The organism is Streptomyces sp. NPDC044044 (assembly GCF_056434405.1).
Genome location: NZ_JBWKFG010000010.1, coordinates 395,538 through 422,138 on the forward strand (window position 1 = coordinate 395,538; position 26,601 = coordinate 422,138).

24 protein-coding genes and 1 riboswitch are annotated in these 26,601 nt (G+C 72.0%); of the genes, 12 read left to right on the plus strand and 12 right to left on the minus strand.

Annotation, left to right across the window (positions count from 1 at the left end; genetic code table 11):
* Window positions 1-2 precede the first annotated feature (2 nt).
* The 4 genes from AC07AG_RS35400 to rsmH are packed head-to-tail and all read right to left on the minus strand — an operon-like array spanning window position 3 to window position 5,216.
* Window positions 3-1,655 (minus strand): UDP-N-acetylmuramoyl-L-alanyl-D-glutamate--2,6-diaminopimelate ligase, encoded by a 1,653-nt coding sequence (locus tag AC07AG_RS35400; RefSeq protein ID WP_478760477.1) that lies wholly within the window; start codon window positions 1,653-1,655, stop codon window positions 3-5.
* Window positions 1,656-1,674: 19 nt separating this feature from the next.
* Window positions 1,675-3,636, minus strand: coding sequence for a peptidoglycan D,D-transpeptidase FtsI family protein (locus tag AC07AG_RS35405; protein ID WP_478760479.1), 1,962 nt, complete (start codon window positions 3,634-3,636; stop codon window positions 1,675-1,677).
* A 5-nt stretch (window positions 3,637-3,641) separates the two neighbouring features.
* On the minus strand, window positions 3,642-4,211 hold the full coding sequence (gene ftsL / locus AC07AG_RS35410) for a cell division protein FtsL (protein WP_478760481.1): 570 nt from the start codon (window positions 4,209-4,211) through the stop codon (window positions 3,642-3,644).
* Between the two features lie 48 nt (window positions 4,212-4,259).
* The gene (gene rsmH / locus AC07AG_RS35415) at window positions 4,260-5,216 is read right to left on the minus strand and encodes a 16S rRNA (cytosine(1402)-N(4))-methyltransferase RsmH (RefSeq protein ID WP_478760483.1); all 957 of its coding nucleotides are present in this window, start codon (window positions 5,214-5,216) and stop codon (window positions 4,260-4,262) included.
* A 357-nt stretch (window positions 5,217-5,573) separates the two neighbouring features.
* Here rsmH and AC07AG_RS35420 point away from each other — a divergent pair, with 357 nt between their 5' ends.
* The 4 genes from AC07AG_RS35420 (at window position 5,574) to AC07AG_RS35435 (ending at window position 11,299) form a co-directional block, all read left to right on the plus strand.
* Window positions 5,574-6,206 carry a beta-class carbonic anhydrase gene (locus AC07AG_RS35420; protein WP_478760484.1) on the plus strand — a complete coding sequence of 211 codons (633 nt, stop codon included), beginning with the start codon at window positions 5,574-5,576 and terminating at the stop codon, window positions 6,204-6,206.
* A gap of 224 nt (window positions 6,207-6,430) precedes the next feature.
* A complete protein-coding gene (locus tag AC07AG_RS35425) occupies window positions 6,431-7,450 on the plus strand; it encodes an AAA family ATPase (RefSeq protein WP_361045487.1) in 1,020 nt (339 codons plus the stop codon).
* A complete protein-coding gene (locus AC07AG_RS35430; RefSeq protein ID WP_361045490.1) occupies window positions 7,450-8,817 on the plus strand; it encodes a DUF58 domain-containing protein in 1,368 nt (455 codons plus the stop codon). The genes AC07AG_RS35425 and AC07AG_RS35430 overlap by 1 nt, the downstream gene beginning before the upstream one ends.
* Before the next feature lie 49 nt (window positions 8,818-8,866).
* Entirely contained in the window at window positions 8,867-11,299 is a 2,433-nt protein-coding gene (locus tag AC07AG_RS35435; RefSeq protein ID WP_478760486.1) for a transglutaminase TgpA family protein, read from the plus strand.
* Between the two features lie 99 nt (window positions 11,300-11,398).
* On the opposite strand, the gene AC07AG_RS35440 is transcribed toward AC07AG_RS35435, so the two are convergent.
* From AC07AG_RS35440 to AC07AG_RS35450, 3 genes are all read right to left on the minus strand, one after another.
* Window positions 11,399-11,812, minus strand: a complete 414-nt coding sequence (locus AC07AG_RS35440; protein WP_249590421.1) for a DUF3040 domain-containing protein — start codon at window positions 11,810-11,812, stop codon at window positions 11,399-11,401.
* Between the two features lie 274 nt (window positions 11,813-12,086).
* On the minus strand, window positions 12,087-12,863 hold the full coding sequence (locus AC07AG_RS35445) for a class I SAM-dependent methyltransferase (protein ID WP_249590420.1): 777 nt from the start codon (window positions 12,861-12,863) through the stop codon (window positions 12,087-12,089).
* Window positions 12,864-12,999: 136 nt separating this feature from the next.
* Entirely contained in the window at window positions 13,000-13,527 is a 528-nt protein-coding gene (locus AC07AG_RS35450) for an SAV_6107 family HEPN domain-containing protein (RefSeq protein ID WP_249590419.1), read from the minus strand.
* Between the two features lie 161 nt (window positions 13,528-13,688).
* Here AC07AG_RS35450 and AC07AG_RS35455 point away from each other — a divergent pair, with 161 nt between their 5' ends.
* From AC07AG_RS35455 to AC07AG_RS35475, 5 genes are all read left to right on the plus strand, one after another.
* A complete protein-coding gene (locus tag AC07AG_RS35455) occupies window positions 13,689-14,471 on the plus strand; it encodes an ATP-binding cassette domain-containing protein (RefSeq protein ID WP_478760489.1) in 783 nt (260 codons plus the stop codon).
* Window positions 14,443-16,527: a YhgE/Pip family protein gene (locus tag AC07AG_RS35460; RefSeq protein WP_478760490.1), complete on the plus strand. Its 2,085-nt coding sequence runs from the start codon at window positions 14,443-14,445 to the stop codon at window positions 16,525-16,527. The genes AC07AG_RS35455 and AC07AG_RS35460 overlap by 29 nt, the downstream gene beginning before the upstream one ends.
* 50 nt (window positions 16,528-16,577) lie before the next feature.
* Window positions 16,578-17,195 (plus strand): TetR/AcrR family transcriptional regulator, encoded by a 618-nt coding sequence (locus AC07AG_RS35465; protein ID WP_478760492.1) that lies wholly within the window; start codon window positions 16,578-16,580, stop codon window positions 17,193-17,195.
* Window positions 17,196-17,584: 389 nt separating this feature from the next.
* Window positions 17,585-18,199 (plus strand): DUF4126 domain-containing protein, encoded by a 615-nt coding sequence (locus tag AC07AG_RS35470; RefSeq protein WP_249590415.1) that lies wholly within the window; start codon window positions 17,585-17,587, stop codon window positions 18,197-18,199.
* Window positions 18,200-18,244: 45 nt separating this feature from the next.
* A complete protein-coding gene (locus AC07AG_RS35475; protein ID WP_478760494.1) occupies window positions 18,245-19,771 on the plus strand; it encodes a phytoene desaturase family protein in 1,527 nt (508 codons plus the stop codon).
* 43 nt (window positions 19,772-19,814) lie between these two features.
* On the opposite strand, the gene AC07AG_RS35480 is transcribed toward AC07AG_RS35475, so the two are convergent.
* The 5 genes from AC07AG_RS35480 to AC07AG_RS35500 all read right to left on the minus strand — a co-directional run bounded on the left by AC07AG_RS35480 (window position 19,815) and on the right by AC07AG_RS35500 (window position 24,091).
* A complete protein-coding gene (locus AC07AG_RS35480; RefSeq protein WP_478760496.1) occupies window positions 19,815-20,699 on the minus strand; it encodes a hypothetical protein in 885 nt (294 codons plus the stop codon).
* A 45-nt stretch (window positions 20,700-20,744) separates the two neighbouring features.
* Window positions 20,745-21,665 carry a methylenetetrahydrofolate reductase [NAD(P)H] gene (gene metF / locus AC07AG_RS35485; protein ID WP_478760497.1) on the minus strand — a complete coding sequence of 307 codons (921 nt, stop codon included), beginning with the start codon at window positions 21,663-21,665 and terminating at the stop codon, window positions 20,745-20,747.
* An 89-nt stretch (window positions 21,666-21,754) separates the two neighbouring features.
* Entirely contained in the window at window positions 21,755-22,405 is a 651-nt protein-coding gene (thiE, locus tag AC07AG_RS35490) for a thiamine phosphate synthase (protein ID WP_478760498.1), read from the minus strand.
* A gap of 86 nt (window positions 22,406-22,491) precedes the next feature.
* A complete protein-coding gene (locus AC07AG_RS35495; protein ID WP_478760500.1) occupies window positions 22,492-22,857 on the minus strand; it encodes an Rv2175c family DNA-binding protein in 366 nt (121 codons plus the stop codon).
* 67 nt (window positions 22,858-22,924) lie between these two features.
* The gene (locus AC07AG_RS35500; RefSeq protein ID WP_478760654.1) at window positions 22,925-24,091 is read right to left on the minus strand and encodes an NAD(P)/FAD-dependent oxidoreductase; all 1,167 of its coding nucleotides are present in this window, start codon (window positions 24,089-24,091) and stop codon (window positions 22,925-22,927) included.
* Window positions 24,092-24,274: 183 nt separating this feature from the next.
* A riboswitch (TPP riboswitch) is annotated at window positions 24,275-24,387 on the plus strand.
* On the opposite strand from AC07AG_RS35500, the gene thiO reads away from it, so the two are divergent.
* From thiO to AC07AG_RS35515, 3 genes are all read left to right on the plus strand, one after another.
* A complete protein-coding gene (gene thiO, locus AC07AG_RS35505; RefSeq protein WP_478760502.1) occupies window positions 24,385-25,581 on the plus strand; it encodes a glycine oxidase ThiO in 1,197 nt (398 codons plus the stop codon). It overlaps the preceding riboswitch by 3 nt.
* On the plus strand, window positions 25,578-25,796 hold the full coding sequence (thiS, locus tag AC07AG_RS35510) for a sulfur carrier protein ThiS (RefSeq protein ID WP_478760503.1): 219 nt from the start codon (window positions 25,578-25,580) through the stop codon (window positions 25,794-25,796). The genes thiO and thiS overlap by 4 nt, the downstream gene beginning before the upstream one ends.
* Before the next feature lie 6 nt (window positions 25,797-25,802).
* Window positions 25,803-26,597, plus strand: a complete 795-nt coding sequence (locus AC07AG_RS35515; protein WP_478760504.1) for a thiazole synthase — start codon at window positions 25,803-25,805, stop codon at window positions 26,595-26,597.
* Window positions 26,598-26,601: the final 4 nt, after the last annotated feature.

The following is a 26,601-nucleotide window of genomic DNA, read 5'->3' on the forward strand; positions in this document are numbered from 1 at the left end:
ATTCATCCCTGGGTTTGCTGGATAGCTTCGCGAAGTACCTGGCGGTCGTCGAAGGGACGCACCACCCCGGCGATGTCCTGCCCCTGCTCGTGGCCCTTGCCCGCGACGAGCACCGTGTCGCCCGGTTCGGCCAGGGCGACGGCCGCGCGGATGGCGGTGGCGCGGTCCTCGAAGACGGCGACGTCGCCGCGCTCGTGGGACGGCACGTCGGCGGCGCCGGCGAGCATCGTGGCGAGGATCGCCAGGGGGTCCTCGCCGCGGGGGTTGTCGGCGGTCAGCACGGCGGTGTCGGCGAGCCTGGCCGCCGCGGCGCCCATCGGCATCCGCTTGGTCTTGTCCCGGTCGCCGCCGCAGCCGAGGACGATGTGCAGCTTGTTCTCGGTGACCTTGCGCAGGGCGCGCAGGACCGATTCGACGGCGTCCGTCTTGTGGGCGTAGTCGACGACCGCGAGGTAGGGCTGGCCCTCGTCGATGCGCTCCAGGCGGCCGGGGACGCCCGGGACCGCGGCGACGCCGTCGGCGGCCTGCTGCGGGTCGATCCCCGCGACGGCGAGCGAGACGATCGCGGCGAGCGTGTTGGCGACGTTGAAGGGGCCGGCGAGCGGGGACCTCGCGGTGATCCGCTCGCCCTTCGGGCCGACCGCGACGAACGTGGAGTCGAACGGCATGACCTCGACGTCCTCCGCGCGCCAGTCGGCGTCGGGGTGGCCCTCGGCGGAGAAGGTGGTGACGGGGACCTCCGACTCGGTGATGAGCCTGCGGCCGTACTCGTCGTCGAAGTTGACCACTCCGAGCCGGGAGCGCTGTTTGGTGAACAGCTGCGCCTTGGCCTGGAAGTAGTCCTCCATGTCGGAGTGGAACTCCATGTGCTCCGGGCTGAGGTTGTTGAAGACGGCGACGTCGAAGACGCAGCCGTCCACCCGGCCGAGCACGAGGGCGTGGCTGGAGACCTCCATGACGACGGCCTCGACGCCGCGTTCGCGCATCACCGCGAACAGCGCCTGGAGGTCGGTCGCCTCGGGGGTCGTCCGCTCGGACTTGATCCGCTCGTCGCCGATGCGCATCTCGACCGTGCCGATGAGGCCGGTCGACCGGATGCCCTTGAGGCCGCCCTCGACGAGGTAGGCCGTCGTGGTCTTGCCGGACGTCCCGGTGATGCCGATCTGCAGCAGATCGCGCCCCGGATGGCCGTACACCGTGGCCGCGAGCTCCCCCATGGAGCCGCGCGGGTCGGCGACGACCAGGACCGGCAGGCCCGTGACGGCCGCGCGGTCGGCGCCCGTCGGGTCGGTGAGGATCGCGGCGGCGCCGAGGTCGGCGGCCTGGGCGACGAAGTCGGCGCCGTGCAGCCGGGCGCCGGGCAGCGCGGCGTAGATGTCGCCGGGCCGGACCGCGCGGGAGTCGTGCGTGATGCCGCTGACCTCCCCCGTGCCCGGGGCGGCGACGCCCAGCTGATCGGCGATCCTGGCGAGCGGCGTCGCGGAGACCTGGACCGGCCGCGGCGGTCCCGGATATGTCACGGGAACGCCCTTCTGGGTGGTTTGGGACTGATCGGCGTGTGGCACGGCGGTGAGCGTACCGGGCGCACCGGCTGTTGGGCGAAGCGGGCGGTGTGGCGGGGGCTGGTTCCCCGGCCGCGGGGTGATCGTTGTCACGGGTTTGTCCTGGTAGGGCTCAGGGTTCGAAGGTGACGGGGAGCCGGGCCGCGCCCTTGCCTGTGGGCGGGACCTGGAGCGTCTTGAGGGCGAACTGCATGACTTCCTTGTAGATGGGGCCGCAGATCTGGCCGCCGAAGTAGCTGCCCTTGGTGGCGTTCTGGATCGCGCAGTAGACGGTGACGCGCGGCTTGTCGGCGGGCGCGAACCCGGCGAACGACGAGGTGTAACCCTTGTACCTGCCGGTTTCCGGGTCGACCCGGTTGGCCGTACCGGTCTTGCCCGCGATCCGGTAGCCGGGGATGCGGGCCTTGGTGCCGGTGCCCTCCTCGTCGTCGACGACCGACTCGAGCATGTGCGACACCGTCTTGGCGGTCTTCTCGCTCACCACGCGGGTCTTCTTGGGCTTGGGCGCGGGCGTGAAGCGCCCGTCGGGGCCCTTGGTGCCGCGCACCAGCGTGGGCTCGATGCGCACGCCGTCGTTGGCGATGGTCGAGTAAACGGAGGCCGCCTGCATCGCGTTGATCGAGAATCCCTGGCCGAACGGGATCGTGTACTGCTGCGAGGTGGACCACTTGTCGGCGGGCGCGAAGATGCCGGACGTCTCGCCGGGGAAGCCGAGCCCGGTCTCCCTGCCGATGCCGAACTTGCGCAGGTACGAGTAGAGCGACTTGTTGGCCTCCCGCTGGGTCTTGCCCAGCTCGCCGGTGGCCAGGATCGTGCCGATGTTGCTGGACTTGGCGAGCACTCCGTTGAGCGTGAGGTGCCAGGTCGGGTGGTCGATGTCGTCCTGGAAGAGCCGGTCGCCGCGGTGCAGCCGGTTGGGGACCGTCACATGCGTGCCGGGCGTGGCCGCCTCCTCCTCCAGGACGGCGGCCATGGACATGACCTTGGCGGTCGAGCCCGGCTCGAAGGCGTCCTGGAGCGAGGCGTTGCCCAGGGCCGTGCCGTCGGCCTGCGAGAGGTCGTTCGGGTCGAAGCCCGGCGCGTTGGCCATCGCGAGGATCTCGCCGGTCTTGTTGTCCTGCACTATCACGTAGCCGCGGTCCGCCCTGGACTTCTCCACCTGCCTGCTGATGGCGCTCTGCGCGGCCCACTGGATGTCGCGGTCGATGGTGAGCTCGACGTCCGAGCCGGGCACGGCGGGCGTCTCCGTGCTGCCCGCGGTCGGCACCTGATGGCCGCCGGACTGGGCATACCTGATCTTGCCGTCCTTGCCCGCGAGTTCCTTGTTGAGCTGCTGCTCCAGGCCGCCCGCGCCCTTGCCCTCGGCGTTGACCCAGCCCAGTATCCCGGCGCCCAGGGTGTCGTTCGGGTACACGCGCTTGCTGCTGGGGTCCTGGAAGACGCCCGCGAGGACGTTGGCGCTCTTCTCGTCGGCACGCTGCTTCTCGGCGAGCGCGCCGCGCAGGTCCTTGATCTGCTTCCAGACCTGCGGGGTCTGCCGGCGGGCGAGCAGGACGTAGCGCGTCTTGGGGGTCTTGAGCTGCTCGGTGAGCCGGTCGACGTCCTTGTCGAGGATCGGGGCGAGGAGGGCCGCGGCCTGTTCGGGCGCGTCCTTGATGCCCATCTCCTTCGCCGTGAACATCGTGGGGTCGGCCGTGATGTCGTACGCGTCCACGCTGGCGGCCAGTTCGACGCCGCTGCGGTCGGTGATGCCGCCGCGCTCGGCGGCCAGGATGTGGCTGAAGTAGCGGTTCTTCTCGGCCTTGGTGGTGTACACGCTCGCGTCGACCGCCTGCACCTGGAGGAGGCGTACGACAAAGGCCAGCATCACCAGGGTCAGACCGAGGCTGACCATGCGAAGGCGGGGCCGCGGGCTGCCGAGCCGGATGGTGCGGGCCTTTGAGGCGGCGGGGCGCGGGCGGCGGGCGGCGGGGCGGGCCCCCGCTCCCGGGCGGCGCTGCTGTCCGGGACGTGCGGGGCGCGAGGGCCGCGCGGGGCCCGGGACCCTGCGTCGCGGGGGTTGGCGGTCCGTCACTTACGTCACCTGCCGGAGGTCGTGGGGCCGGGCTTCGCGGAGGGGGTGGGCGTGGGCGGGGCTTCTGAAGGAACGGCGGGAGGAACGGCGGGTGTGGCGGCGGGCGCCGGGGATGCCTGCGGCGCCGGGGACGGGCTCGACACCGGGATCGAGACCGAGGGCGCAGGGGACGCGACCTCCTGCGGGCGCGGGTCGGTCTGCAGCGCGGACTGCTCGGCGGCTCCGGGGACACCGCGCACGGTGCCGTCCGGGTTCAGGAAGGCCGGGTCGCCGCCCGGCACCATGCCGAGCTCGCGGGCACGGCGCTGGAGGGCGTCGGGAGCGGCGTAGGCGTCCACGTCCCGCTGGAGCTCCTGCTCCTGGTCGGTGAGCTCCGTCGTCTCCTTCTTGAGCTCGCTCAGCTGGAACGAGCCTTCGTTGAGCGAGGAGTTCAGGATGAGCAGGGTGATCAGACCGCCGCCGAGCAGCAGCACGACCAGCAGCACGAAAGGCGTGCGCGCGGCCTGGCTCGGCCCCGACGGCAGCAGCCGCGCGAGCCTGGCGGCTCTCCCGCGCAGCTCGGGCTTCTTGCTCATGGGGCCTCCTCAGGGACGCCGTTCACACGTCCTCCTGGCGGGAGCACTTCACAGAGTCTCCTCGCGGATGCGCTGCGCACCCCGCAGCCGTGCCGGGGCGGCCCGGCGGTTCTCGGCGACTTCTTCCTCGGTGGGCAGCTCCGCGCCGCGCGTGAGCAGCTTGAGCCGGGGCTGGTAGCGCTCGGGGACGACGGGCAGTCCGGGCGGCGCGGTCGTCGCGGCGCCGGCCGCGAAGACCTGCTTGACCAGGCGGTCCTCGAGCGAGTGGTACGAGAGGACGGCGATGCGGCCGCCGACGGCGAGCGTCTTCACGGCTGCCGGGATGGCCGCCTCCAGGACGCTCAGCTCGCCGTTGACCTCGATGCGCAGGGCCTGGAAGGTGCGCTTGGCGGGGTTGCCGCCGGTGCGCTTGGCGGCCTGCGGCAGGGAGTCACGGATCAGCTCGACGAGCCGCGCGCTGTTGCTGAACGGCTCCTTCTCGCGTTCGCGCACGACGGCGCCCACGATCCGCTTGGCCTGCTTCTCCTCGCCGTACTGACGCAGGATCCGCACCAGCTCGCCCGGTGCGTACGTGTTGAGGACCTCGGCCGCGCTGACGCCGGTCGTCTGGTCCATGCGCATGTCCAGGGGCGCGTCCTGCGCGTAGGCGAACCCTCGGTCCGCCTCGTCGAGTTGCATGGAGGAGACGCCGAGGTCGAACAGGACGCCCTGGACCTTCGCGATGCCGAGCCGGTCGAGCACGTCGGGCAGTTCGTCGTAGACCGCGTGGACCAGCTCGGCCCGGTCGCCGAAGGGGGCGAGCCGCTCCGCGGAGAGCCGCAGTGCTTCCTTGTCGCGGTCCAGGCCGATGAGGCGGGCCGACGGGAAGGTGGACAGGAGGGCCTCGCTGTGGCCGCCGAGCCCGAGGGTGCAGTCGACGACGACCGCGCCCGGCTGGGCCAGCGCGGGGGCCAACAGGTCCAGGCATCGCTGGAGCATCACCGGGACGTGTCGGGTCTGGCTCAAAGGGCCCTCTCAGATCCGGCGCGGTGATCGTGCGCACGGCCGGGTCCCCGCCCGCTCGGGAAGGGGAACGGCCTGCTGGCGCCGGGGAAGTGGCGTCAGCCGACCGGGAGCGGGAGGAGGCCGAGCCGTACGTACGCGCCGCGCACGTGGGGGGATTCAGGGAATCCCCGGGTGAACAGTCCAGCGGGGAGCAGGGTCACGGCTCCCACTTCGCGTCACTTTAGTCCACCGTGTCGCCCGGTCAATCAACTGGCCTGCGCGTCGCGGACGGGTCGTCGCGGGAGCCGCGGATCGGGCTCCGTCACCCGTTCGGGCGCACGCGGGCCACTCCTGTGGGTTGCCTCACAACAAGAGTCATTGACGTTCTTTGTCCCATCTCACAGCGGGCCCGAGCGATCCGTGCCGACTACCGTCATAGTCATGTCGACTTCCGCATCTCCTACGGGCCATGCCTCCGGCGTCCCCGCAGAACCGACCGGTGACATAGCCACCGCCGGCACCGTCACGGACCGTCTCGTCGAGGCGAACCAGCGTTACGCCTCCGGCTTCACCGACCCCGGCATGGACGCCCGCCCCGTCCTGGGCGTGGCCGTCGTCGCCTGCATGGACGCCCGCCTCGACCTCCACGACGCGCTCGGCCTCGAACTGGGCGACTGCCACACCATCCGCAACGCGGGCGGTGTCGTCACGGACGACGTCATCCGTTCCCTGACGATCAGCCAGCGCGCGCTCGGCACGAAGAGTGTCGTACTGATCCACCACACCAGCTGCGGCCTGGAGAGCCTCACCGAGGAGTTCCGGCACGAGCTGGAGCTCGAGGTCGGCCAGCGGCCCGCCTGGGCGGTGGAGGCCTTCCGCGACGTCGATCAGGACGTACGGCAGTCGATGCAGCGCGTGCGGACCTCGCCGTTCCTTCTGCACACCGACGATGTGCGCGGATTCGTCTTCGATGTGACCACGGGTCTGCTGCGGGAGATCGACCCTGCGTGACCGGGTCCTGACCGGACCTTTCCGGACCGGCTCGGCGGTCAAAAGGCCGTAAGGCGCGACATATCGCCGCCAGTTATCCACGGGCGAGTGACACAACCCGGTATGCCCAACAAGAATGCGGGGTGGGCATCGCGCTGAACCATTCGGGCGCGGTGTCCGTGATTCGGGGTGGGCCGGGCCGCACATTCAGCGTCGGCCCGGAGAACGTGTCCGAGGAGGGCCGGGTGACGACCTATGACGATCGAGCGAGCCTCACAGATCTGACCGCCACAGCGGAGCGTGTCCGCAGGTCGGTGGAGGGTGTGATCGAGGGCAAGCCAGAGGTCGTACGGCTTTCGCTGACCGTGCTCCTCGCCGAGGGGCACTTGCTGATCGAGGATGTACCGGGCGTGGGCAAGACCATGCTCGCCAAGGCACTGGCGCGGTCCATCGACTGCTCGGTGCGACGCATCCAGTTCACGCCCGACCTGCTGCCGTCGGACATCACTGGTGTGTCCATTTTCGACCAGCAGCGCCGGGACTTCGAGTTCAAGCCCGGCGCGATCTTCGCGCAGATCGTGATCGGCGACGAGATCAACCGCGCGTCTCCCAAGACGCAGTCCGCGCTCCTTGAGTCCATGGAGGAGCGCCAGGTCACCATCGACGGGCAGACCTATGAGCTGCCGAGCCCCTTCATGGTGGTGGCGACGCAGAACCCCGTCGAGATGGAGGGGACCTATCCCCTGCCCGAGGCGCAGCGCGACCGTTTCATGGCGCGCGTCTCGATCGGCTATCCGAACCCGGAGGCCGAACTGCAGATGCTGGACGTGCACGGCGGTGTCTCGCCGCTCGACGACCTCCAGCCGGTGGCGCACGCGCACGACATCGTGAAGCTCATCGACGCGGTCCGCACGGTCCACGTCGCCGACGCCGTGCGGCGGTACGCCGTGGAACTGGTCGGGGCGACCCGCAACCACCCGGACCTGAGACTCGGGGCCTCCCCGCGCGCGACGCTGCACCTGCTGCGGGCGGCCAAGGCGTCCGCGGCGCTCAGCGGCCGGGAGTTCGCCCTGCCGGACGACGTCCAGGCCCTCGCCGTGGCGGTGCTCGCGCACCGGCTGCTGCCCACGGCACAGGCCCAGTTGAACCGGCGTACGGCCGAGTCGGTCGTCCTGGAGATCCTCCAGCGCACGCCCGTACCGGCCGCCGTCCAGCCGAACAGCGGCTACTTCAATCAGCAGCCGCCCGGCGCACGGAGGCTGTGATGGCGGCCGGGGGGCCGCAGCCGGCGCAGGCCGAGGAGGGCAAGGGCGGACTGCGGACCGCGCTCGCGGGACTGACCACGCGCGGGCGTTCGTTCCTCGCGGCCGGGATCGCCGCCGCCGTCTGCGCCTACGTCCTGGGCCAGAGTGATCTGCTCCGGGTCGGGCTGCTGCTCGCCGTGCTGCCGCTGGTGTGCGCGACGGTGCTCTACCGCACCCGCTACCGCGTCGCGGGCAGCCGCAGGCTCTCCCCCGCGCGCGTGCCCGCCAGTTCCGAGGCCCGTGTCCATCTGCGGATGGACAACGTCTCGCGGCTGCCCACGGGCCTGCTCATGCTCCAGGACCGGGTGCCCTACGTCCTGGGGCCGCGGCCCCGGTTCGTGCTCGACCGGGTGGAGGCGGGAGGCCGCCGCGAGGTGTCCTACCGCGTCCGTTCGGATCTGCGGGGGCGCTATCCGCTGGGGCCGCTGCAGCTGCGTCTGACGGACCCCTTCGGGATGTGCGAACTGACCCGCTCCTTCTCGACGTACGACACCTTGACGGTCATCCCGCGGGTGGAGGCGCTGCCTCCGGTGCGCCTCACCGGCGAGGCCAAGGGGTACGGAGACGGGCGGCACCGCTCCCTTGCCCTCGCGGGCGAGGACGACGTGATCCCGCGGGGTTACCGCCACGGCGACGACCTGCGCCGCGTCCACTGGCGCTCCACGGCTCGCTATGGGGAGCTGATGGTGCGCCGCGAGGAGCAGCCGCAGCGGGCCCGCTGCACGGTGCTCCTGGACACCCGGGCGCACGCCTTCCGGGGCGCGGGTCCCGACTCGGCCTTCGAGTGGGCGGTGTCGGGCACGGCGTCCGCCCTGGTGCACATGCTCGAACGGGGCTTTTCGGTACGGCTGTTGACCGACACCGGAAACTCGGTGCCGGGCGAGGGCTCGGACGGTTTCGCGGGCGCCAGCCAGGAGTCGGCGGACGCGGCGGGACTGATGATGGACACCCTCGCGGTGATCGACCACTCGGACGGCGCGGGGCTCTCACCCGCGTACGACGTGCTACGCGGGGGCAACGAAGGCCTGCTGATCGCCTTCCTCGGCGACCTCGACGAGGAGCAGGCGACGGTGGCCGCCAAGATGCGCCAGCGCAGCGGAGCCGCTGTCGCCTTCGTCCTGGACAGCACGGCCTGGGCCCAGGGCCCCGGTGGCGCGCCCTCGGGCCCCGGCGACGAGCGGGTCCGGATGCTGCGCGAGGCGGGCTGGACGGCCGTTGCGGTACCCCCGGGGGTCGCCCTGGTGGACCTGTGGCGCCAGGCGGACCATCTGCGGGCGAGCACGGGCCCCGCCCCGGCGGCGGGGACGACGACCGGGGGCTGGGGATGAGCGGCGGCCCGTCCGGCGGGACCACAGGCACGACAACAGGGGGACGTTCATGAGTGGGCGCGCGCGACTCGCGCTCTGTGCCACGGCGGCCACGCTGATGGCATCGGGTGCGCTGCTGCCGCTCGTCGATCCGGCGACGTGGTTCGTCCAGGCGGCGATCCTGCTCGCGCTGCAGAGCGGCACGGGCGCGCTCACCCGGCGGGTCCCGCTGGCCCGGCCGGTCACGGTCGCGGTGCAGGCGCTTGTGACCCTGCTGCTCCTGACGCTGGTGTTCGCCCGCGGGCAGGCGATCGGCGGGGTGCTCCCGGGGCCCGATGTGTTCCGGGAGTTCGGGATGCTGCTCGAGGCGGGCGGCAACGACGTCGGGCAGTACGCGATCCCGGCGCCGCTCAGTGACGGCATCCGGCTGATGCTGGTCGGCGGCGTCCTGGTGATCGGCCTCGCGGTGGACGCCCTCGCGGTGACGTTCCGTACGGCGGCGCCCGCGGGTCTTCCGCTGCTCGCGCTGTACTCGGTCGCCGCGGGGCTCTCCGGGGACGGGGCGGGGTGGCTGTGGTTCCTGCTCGCGGCGGCGGGGTATCTCCTGCTGCTCCTCGCCGAGGGCCGGGACCGGCTCTCCCAGTGGGGGCGGGTCTTCGGGGGCGCGGCGCGCGCGCCCGGACGGATCTCGGGGGGCCTGGAGAGCGACAGCGGCGCCATCGCACCGGTCCGCACGGGACGGCGCATCGGCGCGGTCGCGCTGGGCATCGCCCTGGTGGTGCCGCTCGCGCTGCCCGCCCTGGACGGCGGCCTCCTGGACGGTTCCGGTGGCGCCGGAGGCTCGGGTTCCGGCGGTGGCGGCACGATTTCGGCGGTGAATCCGCTGGTCGCCCTCCAAGACAGCCTGAACGAACCGGACGACCGCGAGGTCATCTCGTACAAGACGAACGCCAAGGAGACCGAGAACCTCTACCTGCGGATCGTCTCCCTCGACCAGTTCGACGGCACGACCTGGAAGACCACCGTCCGCAGCATCGAGGACGTACCGCCGCGCCTGGAGGACCCGCCCGGTCTCTACCCCGACGTCCCGCGCAGCGAGATCCAGACGAACATCTCGGCCGCCGACGGCTATGCGCAGAACTGGCTGCCGATGCCCTACCCGGCGAGCGAGGTGAAGATCAACGGCCGCTGGCGGTACGAGCCGGTGGGGCGCGCCCTGGTCGGTGACCGCGGGCAGACGACGCGCGGCGCGCAGTACGAGGTCAAGAGCCTCGTCGTGCAGCCGACCGCCGAGCAGCTCGCCAACGCGTCCGCGCCGCCCAGGCAGATCGCGGAGGAGTTCACCAAGGTGCCCGACACCCTGCCGTCCGTGGTCGCCTCCGAGGCCCGCCAGATCACCAAGGGCACGTCGAACGACTACGAGAAAGCGGTCAAGCTCCAGGACTGGTTCGCCTCGAAGGGCGGCTTCACGTACAACACGCAGGTACGTGCGGGCAGCGGTCCTGCGGCGATCGCCCGCTTCCTGGAGCAGAAGGAAGGCTTCTGCGTCCACTTCTCGTTCGCCATGGCCTCGATGGCGCGGACGCTGGACATCCCGGCGCGCGTCGCGGTGGGCTTCACGCCCGGTGCCGCACAGGCGGACGGTTCGATGTCGGTCGGTCTGCGGGACGCGCACGCCTGGCCCGAGCTGTACTTCGAGGGCGTGGGCTGGACCCGCTTCGAGCCGACCCCGAACCGCGGCACGGTGCCGGACTACACGCGCCCGGACACCCCGTCCGACGGTGCGAGCGACCCGTCGTCGCCGGAGCCGACCTCTTCGTCGGCGCCGTCCGATGTGCCCTCGGCCTCGGCGAGCTGCCCGCCCGACCAGCAGCGGCAGGGCGGCTGCGCGAGCTCGGCCCCGGCGATCGCGGGCGGTTCGGGCGGTGAAGGTCCGCCGATCGGCATGATCGTGCTCGTGGCCCTGGGGGCGCTCGTGGTGCTCGGTGTGCCCTTGCTGCCGATGCTGTGGCGCAAGCGGATCCGCGCGGTGCGCCTGGGCTCCCCCGGCCGCACCGAGGCGGACGCGGCGGCACGGACCCTTGCCGCCTGGCTCGAAGTGACCGACACGGCCTGGGACCACGGGATCGCGCCGGACGAGTCGCAGACCCCGCGCAAGGCGGCGGCCCGGATCGTCCGCGTCGGACAGCTTGCCGCGGCGCCCGCGGAGTCCGTCCATCGCCTGGCTGCCGCGGTCGAGCAGGTGCTCTACGCGCCACGGCCCCAGCCCGCGGCCGGTCTGGCCGACGACGTGCACCGCGTCGGTGACGGTCTGCGGGCCACGGCGAGCCGTCCGGCACGGCTGCGGGCAACGCTTGCCCCGCGTTCGGCCGCACGGGTGGTGTGGGCGGTCTCGGACCGCGGAGCGGCGCTCAAGGAGCGGTGGTCCGAGCGGATCGCGAAGCGGTGGACGGCGCTGCGGAGGCCTTCGCCACCGTCACGGCCGTCGCAGCAGGAGGGCTGAGGCCCCCTCCCGGGAGGGGGCCGAGGGCATGCGTAAGGGGTGACCGCCTGGCGGTCACCCCTTACGCATGGTCGTGCGCTCTGCTGAAGAGCTAGAAAATCATTGGCCCTGTTCGTCGCGGCGGCGCTGCCAACGCTGCTCGATCCGGTCCATCATCGACCGGCGCTGCCTGGTCTGCCGACGGGCTGCCGGGGCTGCGCCCGGTGCCGTGGGCGTGCCTGCGGCCGGTTGTTCACCTGGCTTGGGCGCTTTGCGCCATCCGGTGACGGCGAGTACCGCACATCCCAGCATGACGAGGAATCCCACCACGCTCACCCAGATCTGCTGGGCGACCATTCCGGCCATGAGAAGGGCGATACCTACAAGGAAGCCCGCGACCGCTTGGTAGACCCGTCGCCGGGTGTACGTACGCAGCCCGCTTCCCTCGAGCGCTGTCGCGAACTTGGGATCTTCGGCGTACAGCGCTCGCTCCATCTGCTCGAGCATGCGCTGCTCGTGCTCCGAGAGCGGCACGGAGTCCTCCTCATCGTGCAGTCGCCGGGGCGACCGGGGGTCCCCTTCAGGATAGGCAGGGAATCGCCCCCGTGAAACCCGCCCCTCTGCGCCAACTTCGCCAAACCGGACCACCCTGCCGCTCCGGCTCGCTGAAGCGTGCATTCCCCAGCGGCCGGTCCGGCATGCCGGACGGTCTGCCTCGATCATACGGCGCCCATAGCCCGTTCGGGGGGTGTGTGCCGTACTCCATGTGCGGCTGCGTCGCTGATCAGCGAGGCAGCCACGGCCGACGTCAGGCCTCGTCGGCATCCCGGGTCTCACCGAGCACATGCAGCTGGGTGGCCACGGAGTGGAAGGCGGCGAGCTCAGCGGCGGCCGCCTCCAGCTTGAGGAGGGCCTCGAGGGCGCCGGGCTCGGTGTCCACGAGGACGCCGGGAACCAGGTCCGCGAAGACCCGCACCCCGTGCACCGCGTCGACCCTGATGCCCGTGCCCTCGACGAGGTCGGTGAGCTGCTCGGCGGTGAAGCGCCGGGGCACGGGGTCGCCGTCGCCCCAGCGTCCGGCCGGGTCGCCGAGCGCCTGCCTGGCCTCGGTGAAGTGCCCGGCGAGCGCCCTGGCGAGCACGGCACCGCCGAGGCCGGCGGCGAGCAGGCTGAGGGTGCCGGAGGGCCGCAGCGCGCTGACCGCGTTGCGCACGCCCTCGGCGGGGTCGTCCACGTACTCCAGGACGCCGTGGCACAGGACGGCGTCGAACCCGGCGCGCTCCACGACGTCGAAGAGGCCGTGCACGTCGCCCTGGACGCCGCGCACCCGGTCCGCGACGCCTGCCTCGGCGGCCCTGCGCTCCAGCGCGAAGAGGGCGTTCGGGCTCGGGTCGACGACCGTGACGCGGTGGCCGAGCCGGGCGACGGGCACGGCGAAGTTGCCGCTGCCGCCTCCGGTGTCGAGCACGTCGAGGGAGTGTGACTCCCGGCCCGTGGCCTTGACCCGGCGGTCGAGAGCGTCCTTCAGGACCTCCCAGACCACGGCGGTACGGAGAGAAGCGCGGGGGCGCATCGGGTCCGACACGGCAGTTGACTCCTCGGCGCGTCCACCGCATGTCCGCGGCGGAGCTAGGGGGTTCCCTCCGTCTGCTCTTGCCGCAGGAAGGAGGGTGCGGGCGCTCCCACCCTATTGCCTTCGGCCCACTGCCCCGTCACCCGTCTCAGCTCGCGTCCGGCGGCTCCTGCCTGGGCTGGGGCAGCACCGGCTGCAGCACCAGCATCCGCTCGACGATGCGTAAGAACATCGCCACGTCACGCAGCAGGTCGTCCGCGTCCCTGACGGTGGCCGCGCCCTGTATGCCCGCCTCGGCGCGGGCCCTGCGTGGCGCGCCGGAGGCGAACAGGGCGCTCCACTCGGTCAGTTCGGGGGCTATCTCGGGGAGCACTTCCCAGGCGCTCCGGATCCGCTGCCTGCGTCGCGTGGTCGTCTCGGGGCGGCCGCGGGCGGCGAGGACCGCGGCCGCGGTGCGCAGGGCCGCGAGATGGGCCGTGGCATAGCGCTCGTTCGGAGTCTCCAGGTGCGCGGCCTCGTCGATGCCGGCGCGGGCCTGGGCGAGCAGTTCGAGTGCGGCGGGCGGGGCCGTGGCCCGGCGCAGGACGGGGTGGACGTCGCTCGCGGGGCCGGTGGCTACAGGGGCAGGGCCGACGGGGCGGTGCCGACGTGCGGCTGCTGCGGAAGTGCTGGCCATGACGAACCTCCTGTCGTCGCGTAACGGCGTGGTGGCCGTATGTGCCCATCGTGGAGTACGCCACTGACAATCGGCTCTGACCTGCGCTTTTGCCTCGATCGTAGGTTCGGGCTAGTTTTTGCACTGACCAGTCAGTTCAAAAGAGGGTGCGAGGGGGAACTGTGGACGGGCCAAGCGACGGCGCGCGGGGAGCCGCCGTCACAGCGCGGGGGTTCGGGCTCAAGGGACCGCGGGGCTGGGCGTTCCGCGGGGTCGGTGTCGAGGCCGGCCCCGGGTCGCTGATCGCGGTCGAGGGGCCTTCGGGATCGGGCCGGACCTGTCTGCTGCTCGCGCTCACCGGGCGGATGCGCCCCACGGAGGGCGAGGCTTCCGTGGGGGGCTTCCCGCTGCCCAAGCAGCTCGCCGCGGTGCGCCGGATCAGCGCGCTCGGGCCCGTGCCCGGCGTGACGGATCTCGATCCGGCGCTGACCGTGGCCGAGCATCTGCACGAACGGGCGCTTCTGGAGCGGCGGTTCGGCGGATCCCTGCGGGGTCTGCTGAGGCCGCGCGCCGAGCGGGCGAACGAGGCACGGCTGCGGATCGACACCGCGCTGGCCGCGGCCGGGCTCGACATGGAGTCGCTGCCCAAGGGACGGCGGACCTCCGTGCGTGACCTGGAGCGCCTGGAGGCGCTGCGGCTCTCCGTGGCGCTCGCCCTGATCGGGCGGCCCCGGCTGCTGGGCGTCGACGACGTCGACCTCAAGCTCTCGGAGGCCGAACGGGGCGAGGCCTGGGCCCTGTTGAGGTCCCTCGCACAGAGCGGCACCACCGTCGTCGCCGTGTGCAGCGAAGCACCCGAGGACGCGGTCGCCGTGTCCACGGACCAAAAGCCCGCCGAACCGGCCGACTCGAACGACGACGACAAGGAGACGGCGGATGCGCTCGCCGAAGCTGGCCGCTCTTGAGCTCAGGCGCTTCGGCAGGGGGAAGCTGCCGCGCGCGGCCCTCGCCGCGCTCCTGCTGCTGCCCCTGCTGTACGGGGCGCTGTACCTGTGCTCGTTCTGGGACCCGTACGGCCGTCTCGACCGCATCCCCGTGGCGCTCGTCAACGACGACAAGGGAGCCACGGCCTCGGGCAAGAAGCTCGCGGTGGGCGACGGCATCGTCGACAGGCTCGAGGACAGCAAGACCTTCGACTGGCACGAGGTGAGTTCCGCGGAGGCGCGCAAGGGCGTCGAGGACGGGACGTACTACCTGTCCCTGACGATGCCGGCCGACTTCAGCAAGCGCATCGCGTCCAGTTCCGGAGACTCCCCGGAGACGGGCGCTCTTCGGGTCCGTACGAACGACGCCAACAACTACATCGTCGGGCAGATCTCCCGGACGGTCTTCTCCGAGGTGCGCACGGCGGCCTCCACCAAGGCGTCGCGCTCCTTCCTCGACAAGATCTTCATCTCGTTCTCCGACATCCACGGGGCGACCGAGAAGGCCGCCAAGGGTGCCGACAAGCTCGACAGCGGCATCGGAGAGGCCAAGAAGGGCTCGAAGAAGCTCGTGACCGGCCTCAAGGACGCCAAGGACGGCAGCAGCGACCTGGCAGGGGGCATCAAGAAGCTCGACAAGGGCGCCGCTGACCTGCAGAGCGGTTCGAAGAAGGTCTCGGACGGCACCCAGAAGCTGGCCGACAAGGTCAACGGCACCGCGGACCAGGTGCGGCCCTTCCTGAAGGACAACGGCAAGACCATCGGCGACACGGCCCAGCTCGTCGCCGACTCCTCCAAGGCCCTGCGCGGCAACCTGGACACCTGGGTCAAGCTGGCGCCCGAGGCGGCCGAGGGCGCCAAGAAGGGGTCCGAGATCATCGGCGGCCTCTACACGGAGCGCTGCGAGAACCTCCCCGTCCCCGACCCGGGCTGCCCGCAGCTCAAGAAGGCCAAGACCGCCGCGGAGAACGTGTCGACCATCGCGGACGACATGAACACCGTGGTCAAGGACCAGAACAGCGACGTCAAGAAGATCCGCAAGCACCTGGACACGCTGCAGAAGAAGTCCCAGGCGCTCGCCGACCGCGCACCGCACCTGAACGAGGACCTCGACAAGGCCGTCACCCAGATCAACGACCTCAACACGGGCGCGGGGAAGGTCGCCAAGGGCGCCAAGAAGCTGCACACCGGCCTCGGCACCGCCAAGACCGGCGCCACGGACCTCGACACCGGCGTGGGCAAGCTCAAGACGGGCGCGAGCGACCTCAAGGGCGGCCTGTTCAAGCTGGCCGACGGCTCCGAGAAGCTGTCCGGCGGGCTGCACGACGGCGTCAAGAAGATCCCCGACTACGGCAAGAAGGACCGCGACCAGCGCACCGACGTCATGGCCGACCCGGTGCAGCTCGCCTCCCAGTCGATGCACAAGGCGCCCAACTACGGCACGGGCTTCGCGCCGTACTTCATCCCGCTGTCCCTGTGGGTCGGCGCGATGGTGGCGTACATGCTGATCCAGCCGCTCAACCGGCGCGCGCTCGCCGCGGGCGCCTCCGCCTGGCGGATCGCGTTCGCGGGCTGGCTGCCGGTCGCCGCCCTGGGCGTGCTCCAGACGGCGGCCCTGATGTCCGTCCTGCACTGGGGCCTTGGCCTGCAGATGGCGCGAGCGGCCGGGACGGTGGGCTTCCTCTGCCTGGTGACGTGCTGCTTCGCGGCGATCGTGCAGTGGCTGAACGCACGCTTCGGGGCGGCCGGGCGGATCCTCGTCCTCGCGGCCCTGATGCTCCAGCTGACCTCGGCGGGCGGCACGTACCCCGTCCAGACGAGTCCGTCGTTCTTCGGCGCGATCCACCCCTTCCTGCCGATGAGTTACGTCGTCGACGCCCTGCGCAGGCTCATCACGGGCGGCGGTCTCGGCCCCGTCTGGCAGGCGTGCGTGGTCCTCACGGCCTTCACCGCGGGCGCCCTCGCGCTCACCGCGCTCTCCGCGCGCCGCAAGCAGGTGTGGACCCTGGACCGGCTGCACCCGGAGCTGAGCCTGTGAGACCCGCAACCGAGCCTGTGCGAGCGGCAGGACCTGTGAGAATCAGGCCCATGGACAGCAGCGCAACCAGCACCCGGCGTGAGGCCACCCGGCAGAAGCTCTACGAGGCCGCCGTCACCCTCATCGCGGAGCAGGGTTTCTCGGCCACGACGGTCGACGAGATCGCCGAGCGGGCCGGGGTCGCGAAGGGCACGGTCTACTACAACTTCGCGAGCAAATCGGTCCTCTTCGAAGAGCTGCTTCGGCACGGCGTCGGGCTGCTCACCGCCTCCCTGAAGGAGGCGTCCGAGAAGGCGGCGGGCAGCGGCGGCACGCAGGTCGACGCGCTGGACGCGATGATCAGGGCGGGCCTGGTCTTCATCGACCGCTACCCCGCCTTCACCCAGCTGTACGTGGCCGAGCTGTGGCGCACCAACCGCGCCTGGCAGTCCACCCTGATGGTGGTCAGGCAGCAGGCGGTCGCCGTCGTCGAGGACGTCCTGCGGGCCGGCGTGGAGAACGGCGAGCTCAGCGAGGAGATCGACATCCCCCTGACGGCCGCCGCGCTCGTCGGGATGGTCCTGGTGGCCGCCCTCGACTGGCAGGCCTTCCAGCCGGAGCGCTCCCTCGACGACGTCCACTCGGCGCTCTCGCGACTGCTGCAGGGCCGGGTGAGCGGAGGGCGCTGAGCCGTCCCCGGGCGGGCCCCACGCCGTGCACGCAAAGGCGCCGGTCCGGTGCCACCTGATCTCCAGGCGGCACCGGACCGGCGCCTTCCGCGTTCCCCCGCGTTCCCCCGTTCGGCCCCCCGGGTGGTCATCCCCGAGCCGCCGCCCGTCACCCCGTGTCTCGCTCCCACCTTCGGCGGGGTGGGAGGAGCGGTTAAGGGCGCCGCGCCGTTCCGCCGCCCCGTGTCGGCGGTACGGGCGCTGCGCCCCTCTCCGTGTCCCTCACTCTTCCGTCTGCGCAGGTCGGGACCCATCCGCGCTGATACTCATCTCCATCACTAGGTACGGATACTCAGACCTGGGTGCTCATCCCCAGGCCGGAACGTTCCCTACTGGTTACGATCGCGTCCGTGTCCGTACTCCCCCTGGTCTTCACCAGTGGCTGGGCCAGCGGGATCAACGCGTACGCCGTGGTCCTTCTGCTCGGTGTCTTCGGCGCGACCGGGATCACCGACGAGGTGCCCGAGTCGCTGCAGCGTCCTGATGTGCTGATCGTCGCCGGTGTCCTCTTCGCCTGCGAGGCCGTCGCCGACAAGATCCCTTACGTGGACTCGGTGTGGGACACGGTGCACACCGTGATCCGGCCGGTGTCCGGCGCCGTGGTCGGTGCGCTGCTCGCGGGCCAGAGCGGTTCGCTGCCCGACCTGGCGGCGGGGGCGGTGGGGGGTTCGACCGCGCTGGCAAGCCACTGCGTGAAGGCCGGGACGCGGATGGCGATCAACACCTCGCCGGAGCCGTTCAGCAACGTCATCGTGAGCACGGCGGAGGATCTCGGGGTCGGCGGGATCGTCAGCTTCGCGATGTTCTATCCGGAGGCGGCCGCGATCATCGCGGCGGTGCTGCTGGTGCTCGGCCTGATCCTGCTCTACTTCCTGGTCTCGCGGATCCGGCGGTTCCTGCGGCGCAGGGCGCAGCGCCGCGAGGAGAGACGGCTGGCGGCGCATGCGGGACGGCCGCCGGACTGAGGGCTCCCGGCGTGACTGTCAGTGGTGGCCGATAAAGTCCCTGGCATGGCACGGATTGTGGTGATCGGCGCCGGGATGGGCGCGATGGCGGCCGCCGCCCGGCTGGCCGTCGCGGGCCACCGGGTGGTGGTCCACGAGCGGTCGGGTACGTACGGCGGCGCGCTCGGCAGCGTGGAGCGGGACGGCTTCGCCTTCGACACGGGCCCCGGCCTCCTGCATCTCCCCGCCGTCTATCGCGACTTGTTCGTGAAGACGGGCAAGGAGCCGCTGGAGAAGTGCGTCGAACTGTCCCAGGTGGAGCCCGCCGTGCGGCACGTCTTCGCGGACGGCACGGCGGCCGATCTGCCGAACGCCTCGCGCGCGGGCGTCGGCGAGGCCCTCGACGCGGCGCTGGGCAACGGCGCGGGCGCCGCCTGGTCGGCGTACATGAACCGCGCCCGTGAGGCATGGGACCGCACCCGCCGCCCCCTCCTGGAAGAGCCGCTCTGGCCGAACTGGCAGGTCCTCGCGGACCGCGAGCCCTACCCCTCGGTGCCGCACAAGCGCCTCCTGCGGCGCGAGCGGCGCGCGAGCACCCTCACCGAGGTCGGCGAGCTCGAACTGGGCGGCGACGCACGGCTCCTCGCACTCCTCGAGCAGTACGCCCTCGCGTGCGGCCTCGACCCCCGGTCGACCCCGGCGAGCGCGGCCGTCCTGCCCTACCTGGAACACACCTTCGGCGCGTGGTCCGTGCGCGGCGGGATGCGCGCGCTGGCACGCGCCGTGTACGAGCGCTGCCTGGCCCGGCGGGTGGAGTTCGCGTTCGACTCCCCCGTCACCCGGATCATCGAGAAGGACGGCCGCGCGGCGGGCGTCGAGCTCGCGGACGGGACGGCGCAGGAGGCGGACTTCGTGGTCGCCGGTGTCGCGCCGGGCGCACTGGACGGCTTGTTGTCCGGTGTATCCGGCATGTCCGGCGCATCCGGTGTGAACATACGGGCGGAGGGTGAAGTGCGGGCCCGGTCCGGACTGCCCAGCCGCCTCATGGTCCTTCTCGCGCTGCGCGGCGCCCGGCCCGAGGGCACACCTCACCGGACGGTGCTTCACACATCGGACCGCCTGGACGAGCTCGACCGGCTCTTCGGGGACCGCCCCGGACTGCCCGCCGCCCCCACCCTCACGGTGCTGCGCCCGGACGACCCGGCGCTCATCCCCGACGCCGGGCACGAGGCGGTCACGCTGACGGCCACGGTGCCCGCTCACGCGGAGGTCACCGAGGCGGACGTGGAGCGCCTGCTCGACCGTGCCGATGCCGTGGTGCCGGGACTGCGGGAGCGCCTGCTTTGGCGCGAGGTCCGCACCCCCGCCGACATCGCGCGGGCCACCGGCGCCGACGGCGGCGCGGTCCCGCCCCCGTCCCTTGCGGCGGGCGACGGCCGACTGCTGCACCCGGCCAACAGCACGCGCCTGCCGGGGCTCTTCGCAGCGGGCGGCTGGGCGCACCCGGGCGGCGGGCTTCCGCACGCGGGCATGTCGGGCACGCTGGTCGCCGGACTGATCGTGGAGGGACCGGACTTCCGGGGCTCGCAGTGAACCGGTGCGCGCAATGAGCCGACGCTCCCGACGCTCCCGCTGATCAGTACCGGTACTGCTCGTTGTACCCCGCGTCGTAACCGTTCCCCTGGGACTGGTCGCCCTGGTAGGGATACGGCTGCTCCGGCGGGAGTTCGCCGCCGTACTGGCCGTAGGGGTCCTCGACGCTGCGCTGCTGGGGCACCCAGACCCCGCCGGGCGGCGTCTCGTTGTACGTCCCGGCCCCGGTGCCGTACGGATCGGCGGTGGGAGCGGCGGGATAGGGGGCGTACTGCTGCTGGTCGCCGTACGTGTCGTAGCTCTGCTGGCCGCCGTAGGTCTGCGTGCCGATGTACGGGTCGGAGTACGCGGCGTACTGCTGCTGCCCCGTCTCGCCGTACGCGTACGGCTGCTGGGGGTCGTAGCCCGCGGCGGCGTACGTGTCGTAGCCGTAGCCGCTGTCCGCCGTGGCGGACTGCTGCTGGTCGTATGCCGTGTCGCTGTAGATGCCGTACTGCCCGGTGTCGTCGGGCAGCGGCTCCGGCGCGTAGACCCCGGTGCCGGGAGCGGTCTCGGGCGGCGGTCCTGCCGGGCCCGCCTGCTCGAACTCGAGGTCGGACACCTGGAGCGTCGGGTCCTGGGAGGCCTCCGCACCGCCCCGCGGCGACGTCTTGCGGCGCTTGCTCAGGCCGGGCTGGCCGCCGAGCGCCCAGCCGGTCGAGAAGCCGCGGCGGAACGACAGCGTCACGTACGTCTGTCCCGTGGCGAAGGCGATCGCGCCGATCCCGATGACGACCACCGACGGCAGCAGCACGCCGATGACCACGCCGAGGAAGCCGCCGAAGGCGAGCAGACGCCAGCGCAGCCGCGCCTTGTACTGCAGCAGCACCTCGCCGAGCAGCCACAGCGCGACGCATCCGAACGCGATGTAGAGGACCGTCCAGCCCATGTACGCCCCTCTCCCCGCGGCCGCCGCCCCCAGGGGTACGGCCGGTCAGGCCTGCGGGTGATGCAGGCCCAGATTCTCGTAGATTTCCAGAGTCGCCGTGGAGTTGTTGAGCGTGATGAAGTGCAGTCCCGGGACACCCTCGGCCAGCAACCGCGCGCAGAACTCCGTCGCGAACTCGATGCCAATGGAGCGTACAGCCGCCGGATCGTCTTTGGCTGTGAGGATGCGCTCTTTGAGCGCGGGCGGGAAGGAAGCGTTGCTGAGCTGGGGCAGCCGCTCCAGCATGCGCACGTTCGTCACCGGCATGATCTCCGGGATGATCGGCGTCGAACAGCCCGCGGCCTCGACCCGGTCGCGAAGGCGCAGATACTCCTCCGGGTAGAAGAACATCTGTGTGATCGCGTAGTCGGCGCCGGCGCGGCACTTGTCGACGAAGTGCCGGACGTCGGTGTCCCAGTCGGCCGAGCGCGGATGCATCGCGGGGAAGGCCGCGACGCCGACGCAGAAGTCGCCCGACTCCTTGATCAGCTGGACCAGTTCGGCGGCGTACTCAAGGCCCTTGGGGTGCTTGACCCAGTCGGCGAGGGGGTCGCCGGGCGGGTCGCCGCGGACCGCGAGCATGTTCCTGATGCCCGCGTCCGCGTACTGCCCGATGATGTTGCGCAGTTCGGCCACGGAGTGGTCGACCGCGGTCAGGTGCGCGACCGGCGTGAGCGTCGAGTCGGCGACGATCTGCTCCGTCTCCTTGACCGTGCCCGCACGCGTCGAGCCGCCCGCTCCGTACGTCACGGAGACGAAGCTGGGGGCCACCGCCTCGACCCGGCGCAGGGCGTTCCACAGGTTCCGCTCGCCCTTCGGGGTCTTCGGCGCCGAGAACTCGAACGAGTACGTCGTCTCGCCGGTCGCGAGCATGTCACGCACGGTGCGTGCGCGATCAGATCTGGTGGAAGCAGTGCCTAGGGCCATACGGGCAGATTAGCTACGGGGCACCGCTACCGGCCAATCTCCGTCCAACCTGCGGACACTGTCCCCGAAGGTTGGCCGAAGATCGCCGATCAGGCCGAACGCAGTCGCTTCGCGAAGTCGGCCGCCGCGGCCGCCGGATCGTCCGCCTCGGTGATCGCCCGCACGACGACGACGCGTCGGGCGCCCGCTTCGAGCACCTCGTCGAGGTTGCCCGCGTCGATGCCGCCGATGGCGAACCACGGGCGGTCCGTGCCGAGCGAGGCCGTGTACCGGACGAGGTCGAGCCCCGGGGCGTGCCGGCCCGGCTTGGTGGGGGTCGGCCAGCAGGGTCCCGTGCAGAAGTAGTCCACGCCGTCCTGCGTCGCCGCCGACGCCGCCTCGGCGTCGGCGTGCGTGGAGCGGCCGACGAGCACGTCGTCGCCCAGGATGCGGCGGGCCGCGGGCACGGGCAGGTCGCCCTGGCCCAGGTGCAGGACGTCGGCGCCGATGGCGTGCGCGACGTCCGCGCGGTCGTTCACCGCGAGGAGCTTGCCGTGCCGGCGGGCGGCTTCGGCGAAGACCTGGAGGTGTTCGAGCTCCTCGGCCGCCTCCATGCCCTTGTCCCGCAGCTGCACGATGTCGACGCCGCCGCCGAGGACGGCGTCGAGGAACTCCGGGAGGTCTCCCTGGCGCCTGCGGGCGTCCACGCACAGGTAGAGGCGGGCGTCCGCGAGCTGCTCGCGGGCAGGCTTGGTGGCCATGGAGATGTCCCCCGGGTTGTCGGTGGCCCACGGGCCGCGTGTCCACCGGGGACGCGCGGCCCGCACGCAACGGTTTTCCGTGTCGGTCAGACGGCGAGCGCCTGGGCGCGGCGCTTCACCTCCGTGCCGCGATTCTCGCTCAGAGCCTGCGCGGGGGTGCCGGGCAGGGTGGGATCGGGAGTGAAGAGCCACTCCAGCATTTCTTCGTCGGAGAAGCCGTCGTCCCTCAGGAGCGTCAAGGTGCCCGTGAGGCCCTTGACGATCTTGTCGCCGTCGATGAAGGCGGCCGGCACCGCGAGCGCGCGGTTCTCACCACGGCGCACGGCGATCAGCTGGCCCTCCTTGACCAGCTGGCGCACACGCGTCACCTCGACGTCGAGCTTTTCTGCGATGTCGGGGAGGTGGAGCCACTCGGGGACGAGAGCATCAGTCTTTGCGTCAATCTCGGTCACGGGGATAAGCGTATCTCCGGGCACCGACAGCGGCCGGGCAGCGGGCCCTTCCTTTACGCCGGCACTGCTACGCCGGCACTGCCTTCTTCAGCGGTACCGCGGGGTCCGACGCCAGTTCGGGGGAGAGGTGGGCGCCCGCCTCGATCAGTTTGCGGCCCTGCGCCAGGTCCCTGGGGCGGCCCACCGCGAGCACGGCGACCAGGGCGCCCCCTCGGAGCCAGCACACGGTCCAGGCCGCGCCCGAGGGGTCGCCGCGCCACACCAGCTCGTCGGCGGACGCGTGGTGTCCGGCGTACTGGACGAAGCGGCCGAACTGCTCGGACCAGAAGTACGGGACGGGGTCGTACGCCGAAGGGGTCTCGCCGATGATGTTCGCCGCCACCGTGCGCGGGCCCTGGAGGGCGTTGTCCCAGTGGTGCACGAGAAGGCGCTCGCCATACCTTCCCGAAGGGAAGGACGAGCAGTCGCCGACCGCGTACACGTCGGGCTGCGACGTCCGAAGGTGGTCGTCGGCCAGGATCTCCCGGTGGGCGCCGAGCGTGATGCCGGAGCCCGCGAGCCAGTCCGTGGCGGGGCGTGCGCCGATGCCGACGACGACCGCGTCCGCGGGCAGCCGCGTGCCGTCGTCCAGGAGGACGCTGCCGGGCTCGACGCGCTGCACGCGCGCGTGGGTGCGCAGTTCGGCCCCGGAATCGGCGTACCAGGACGTCATCGGCGCCGCGACGTCCGCGGGCAGCGCCCCCGCGAGCGGCCGCTCGGCGGCCTCGACGACGGTGACGGAGCAGCCCGCCTCACGTGCGGCGGTCGCGAACTCGGCGCCGATCCAGCCCGCGCCGACGACCACGATGCGGTGCTGCTCGGCGAGCACGGGCCGCAGCCGCTCGGCGTCGTCGAGGGTGCGCAGCAGGTGGACGCCCGGGACTCCGGAAGCGCCGGGCAGCAGGATCGGCTGGGCGCCGGTGGCGATGACGAGGGCGTCGTACGCGACGGGGCCCCGCTCGGTGTCCAGTTCGTGGTCGTCGGGGCGCACGCCCGTGACCTCGTGGCCCAGGCTCAGCTCGATGCCGAGCGCCTCGAAGTCGATGTCGAAGGCGGAGCCCTCCGCCTTGCCGAGCAGCACGGCCTTGGACAGCGGTGGCCTGTCGTAGGGCTGGTGGGGTTCCGCGCCGATCAGGGTGACCGCACCGGCGAACCCCTGCTCGCGCAGGGCCACGGCGGTCTGCACCCCGGCCATGCCCGCGCCGACGATGACGACCCGGCGCTCTTGGTGACTCCGCTGCTCACTCACCCGATCACTGTAGGACGGCGGGCGACGCGCGCCTCAGGGTGCGACGGGGAGATCTCTGACACACCGTCACCGCCCATACCCGGACAGTTCCCCTACTGCCGCCGGACGCCAGGGGCTAGGGTGGCCGTGCAGAGCACTCGCGGGAGCCCGGACGTACCGGGCTGAGAGGGAGGCTGGACGGCCTCCGACCGTACGAACCTGATCCGGGTCATGCCGGCGAAGGGAGGGGCTGGACGCCCATGCATTCACGTACACCACCCGTTACGACCCGCACGACCGACGTCGTGGTCGTCGGGGGCGGCATCATCGGCCTGGTCACGGCCTGGCGGGCGGCGCAGCGCGGCCTGTCCACGGCGGTCGTGGACCCCGAGCCGGGCGGCGGCGCGGCGCAGGTGGCCGCGGGCATGCTGGCCGCCGTCACCGAGCTGCACTACGGCGAGCAGACGCTGCTCGGCCTGAATCTGGCCTCCGCGCGGCGCTATCCGGAGTTCGCGGCCGAGCTGACGGAGGCGAGCGGCCGCGATCTCGGCTACCGCGCGTGCGGCACGCTCGCCGTCGCGCTCGACTCCGACGACCGCGCCCATCTGCGGGAGCTGCACGCCCTTCAGCAGCAGTCGGGGCTCGCGTCGGAGTGGCTGAGCGGGCGCGAGTGCCGCCGTCTGGAGCCGATGCTCGCGCCGGGTGTCCGGGGCGGGCTTCGCGTCGACGGCGATCACCAGGTCGACCCGCGCAGGCTCGCCGCGGCGCTCCTCGTGGCCTGCGAGCGTGCGGGCGTCGTCTTCCACCGCGCGTGGGCTGAGCGCCTCACGGTCACGGGTGACCGGGCCACGGGAGTCATCCTCGCCGACGGCACCGCCCTGGACGCCGGTCAGACCGTGCTCGCGGCGGGCAGCCTCAGCGGGCGCCTGGCCGGGGTACCGGAGGGTGTTCTGCCGCCCGTGCGCCCCGTGAAGGGGCAGGTCCTGCGGCTCACGGTGCCCGAGCGGTACGCGCCGTTCCTGAGCCGCACCGTGCGCGCCGTCGTGCGCGGCAGCCACGTCTATCTCGTGCCGCGTGAGAACGGCGAGCTGGTCGTCGGGGCGACCAGCGAGGAGCTCGGCTGGGACACGACGGTCACCGCGGGCGGCGTGTACGAGCTGCTTCGGGACGCCCACGAGCTCGTACCCGGCATCACGGAACTGCCGCTGACCGAGACCCGCGCGGGCCTGCGCCCCGGCTCCCCCGACAACGCGCCGCTGCTCGGCCCGACCGCGCTCCCCGGCCTCCAGCTGGCCACCGGCCACTACCGCAACGGCGTCCTTCTGACGCCCGTCACCGGTGACGTCATGGCGCACGCCCTGACCACCGGTGAACTGCCCGACGAGGCGCGGGGGTTCACCCCCGAGCGCTTCGTCCGCGACCCCCTCACGCAGCGCTTCATGGAGCAGCCCGCATGACTCTCTCAGCCGTCACCGCCGTCTCCGTCAACGGAGAGGCACGCGACGTGGCCGCGGGCACCACGCTCGAAGCCCTCGTCGCCACCCTCACCGCGGCCCGCTCCGGGGTCGCCGCCGCGCTCAACGAAACCGTCGTACCGCGCACCCAGTGGTCCACCACGCAGCTCACCGAAGGGGACCGTGTCGAGGTCCTCACCGCCGTCCAAGGAGGCTGAACCGACATGGCAGACGATCCCTTCGTCATCGGCGGGCTCACCCTTTCCTCACGCCTGATCATGGGTACGGGCGGTGCGCCCAGCCTGGACGTGCTCGAACGGTCCCTCATCGCCTCCGGGACGGAGCTGACGACGGTCGCGATGCGCCGTCTCGACCCCGGTGTGCAGGGCTCGGTGCTCTCCGTCCTCGACCGGCTCGGCATCCGGGTCCTGCCGAACACGGCGGGCTGCTTCACCGCGGGCGAGGCCGTCCTGACCGCCCGCCTGGCGCGGGAGGCGCTCGGCACCGACCTGGTCAAGCTGGAGGTCATCGCGGACGAGCGCACGCTGCTCCCCGACCCGATCGAGCTCATCGACGCCGCCGAGACCCTGGTCGACGACGGCTTCACGGTCCTGCCGTACACGAACGACGACCCGGTCCTCGCCCGGAAGCTGGAGGACGTGGGCTGCGCGGCGATCATGCCGCTCGGCTCCCCCATCGGCTCCGGGCTCGGCATCCGCAACCCGCACAACTTCCAGCTGATCGTCGAACGCGCGGGCGTGCCGGTGATCCTGGACGCGGGTGCGGGGACGGCGTCCGACGCCGCGCTCGCCATGGAGCTGGGGTGCGCGGGTGTGATGCTCGCCTCCGCCGTGACGCGTGCGCAGGAGCCCGTCCTCATGGCCGAGGGCATGCGGCACGGGGTCGAGGCGGGGCGCCTCGCGTACCGGGCCGGGCGGATCCCCCGGCGGCACTTCGCCGAGGCGTCGTCGCCCGCGGAGGGCATGGCCCGGCTCGATCCGGAGCGGCCCGCCTTCTGAGCGT

Coding starts and splice junctions, on each gene's coding strand:
- AC07AG_RS35460 (WP_478760490.1), top strand. CDS start 14,443: ATGCGCTCGCCGAAGCTGGCCGCTCTTGAGCTCAGGCGCTTCGGCAGG.
- AC07AG_RS35480 (WP_478760496.1), bottom strand. CDS start 20,699: ATGGGCTGGACGGTCCTCTACATCGCGTTCGGATGCGTCGCGCTGTGG.
- AC07AG_RS35430 (WP_361045490.1), top strand. CDS start 7,450: ATGGCGGCCGGGGGGCCGCAGCCGGCGCAGGCCGAGGAGGGCAAGGGC.
- AC07AG_RS35500 (WP_478760654.1), bottom strand. CDS start 24,091: ATGGCCGGGGTGCAGACCGCCGTGGCCCTGCGCGAGCAGGGGTTCGCC.
- thiE (WP_478760498.1), bottom strand. CDS start 22,405: ATGGCCACCAAGCCTGCCCGCGAGCAGCTCGCGGACGCCCGCCTCTAC.
- ftsL (WP_478760481.1), bottom strand. CDS start 4,211: ATGAGCAAGAAGCCCGAGCTGCGCGGGAGAGCCGCCAGGCTCGCGCGG.
- AC07AG_RS35475 (WP_478760494.1), top strand. CDS start 18,245: ATGGCACGGATTGTGGTGATCGGCGCCGGGATGGGCGCGATGGCGGCC.
- thiS (WP_478760503.1), top strand. CDS start 25,578: ATGACTCTCTCAGCCGTCACCGCCGTCTCCGTCAACGGAGAGGCACGC.
- thiO (WP_478760502.1), top strand. CDS start 24,385: ATGCATTCACGTACACCACCCGTTACGACCCGCACGACCGACGTCGTG.
- AC07AG_RS35450 (WP_249590419.1), bottom strand. CDS start 13,527: ATGGCCAGCACTTCCGCAGCAGCCGCACGTCGGCACCGCCCCGTCGGC.
- AC07AG_RS35435 (WP_478760486.1), top strand. CDS start 8,867: ATGAGTGGGCGCGCGCGACTCGCGCTCTGTGCCACGGCGGCCACGCTG.
- metF (WP_478760497.1), bottom strand. CDS start 21,665: ATGGCCCTAGGCACTGCTTCCACCAGATCTGATCGCGCACGCACCGTG.
- AC07AG_RS35515 (WP_478760504.1), top strand. CDS start 25,803: ATGGCAGACGATCCCTTCGTCATCGGCGGGCTCACCCTTTCCTCACGC.
- AC07AG_RS35465 (WP_478760492.1), top strand. CDS start 16,578: ATGGACAGCAGCGCAACCAGCACCCGGCGTGAGGCCACCCGGCAGAAG.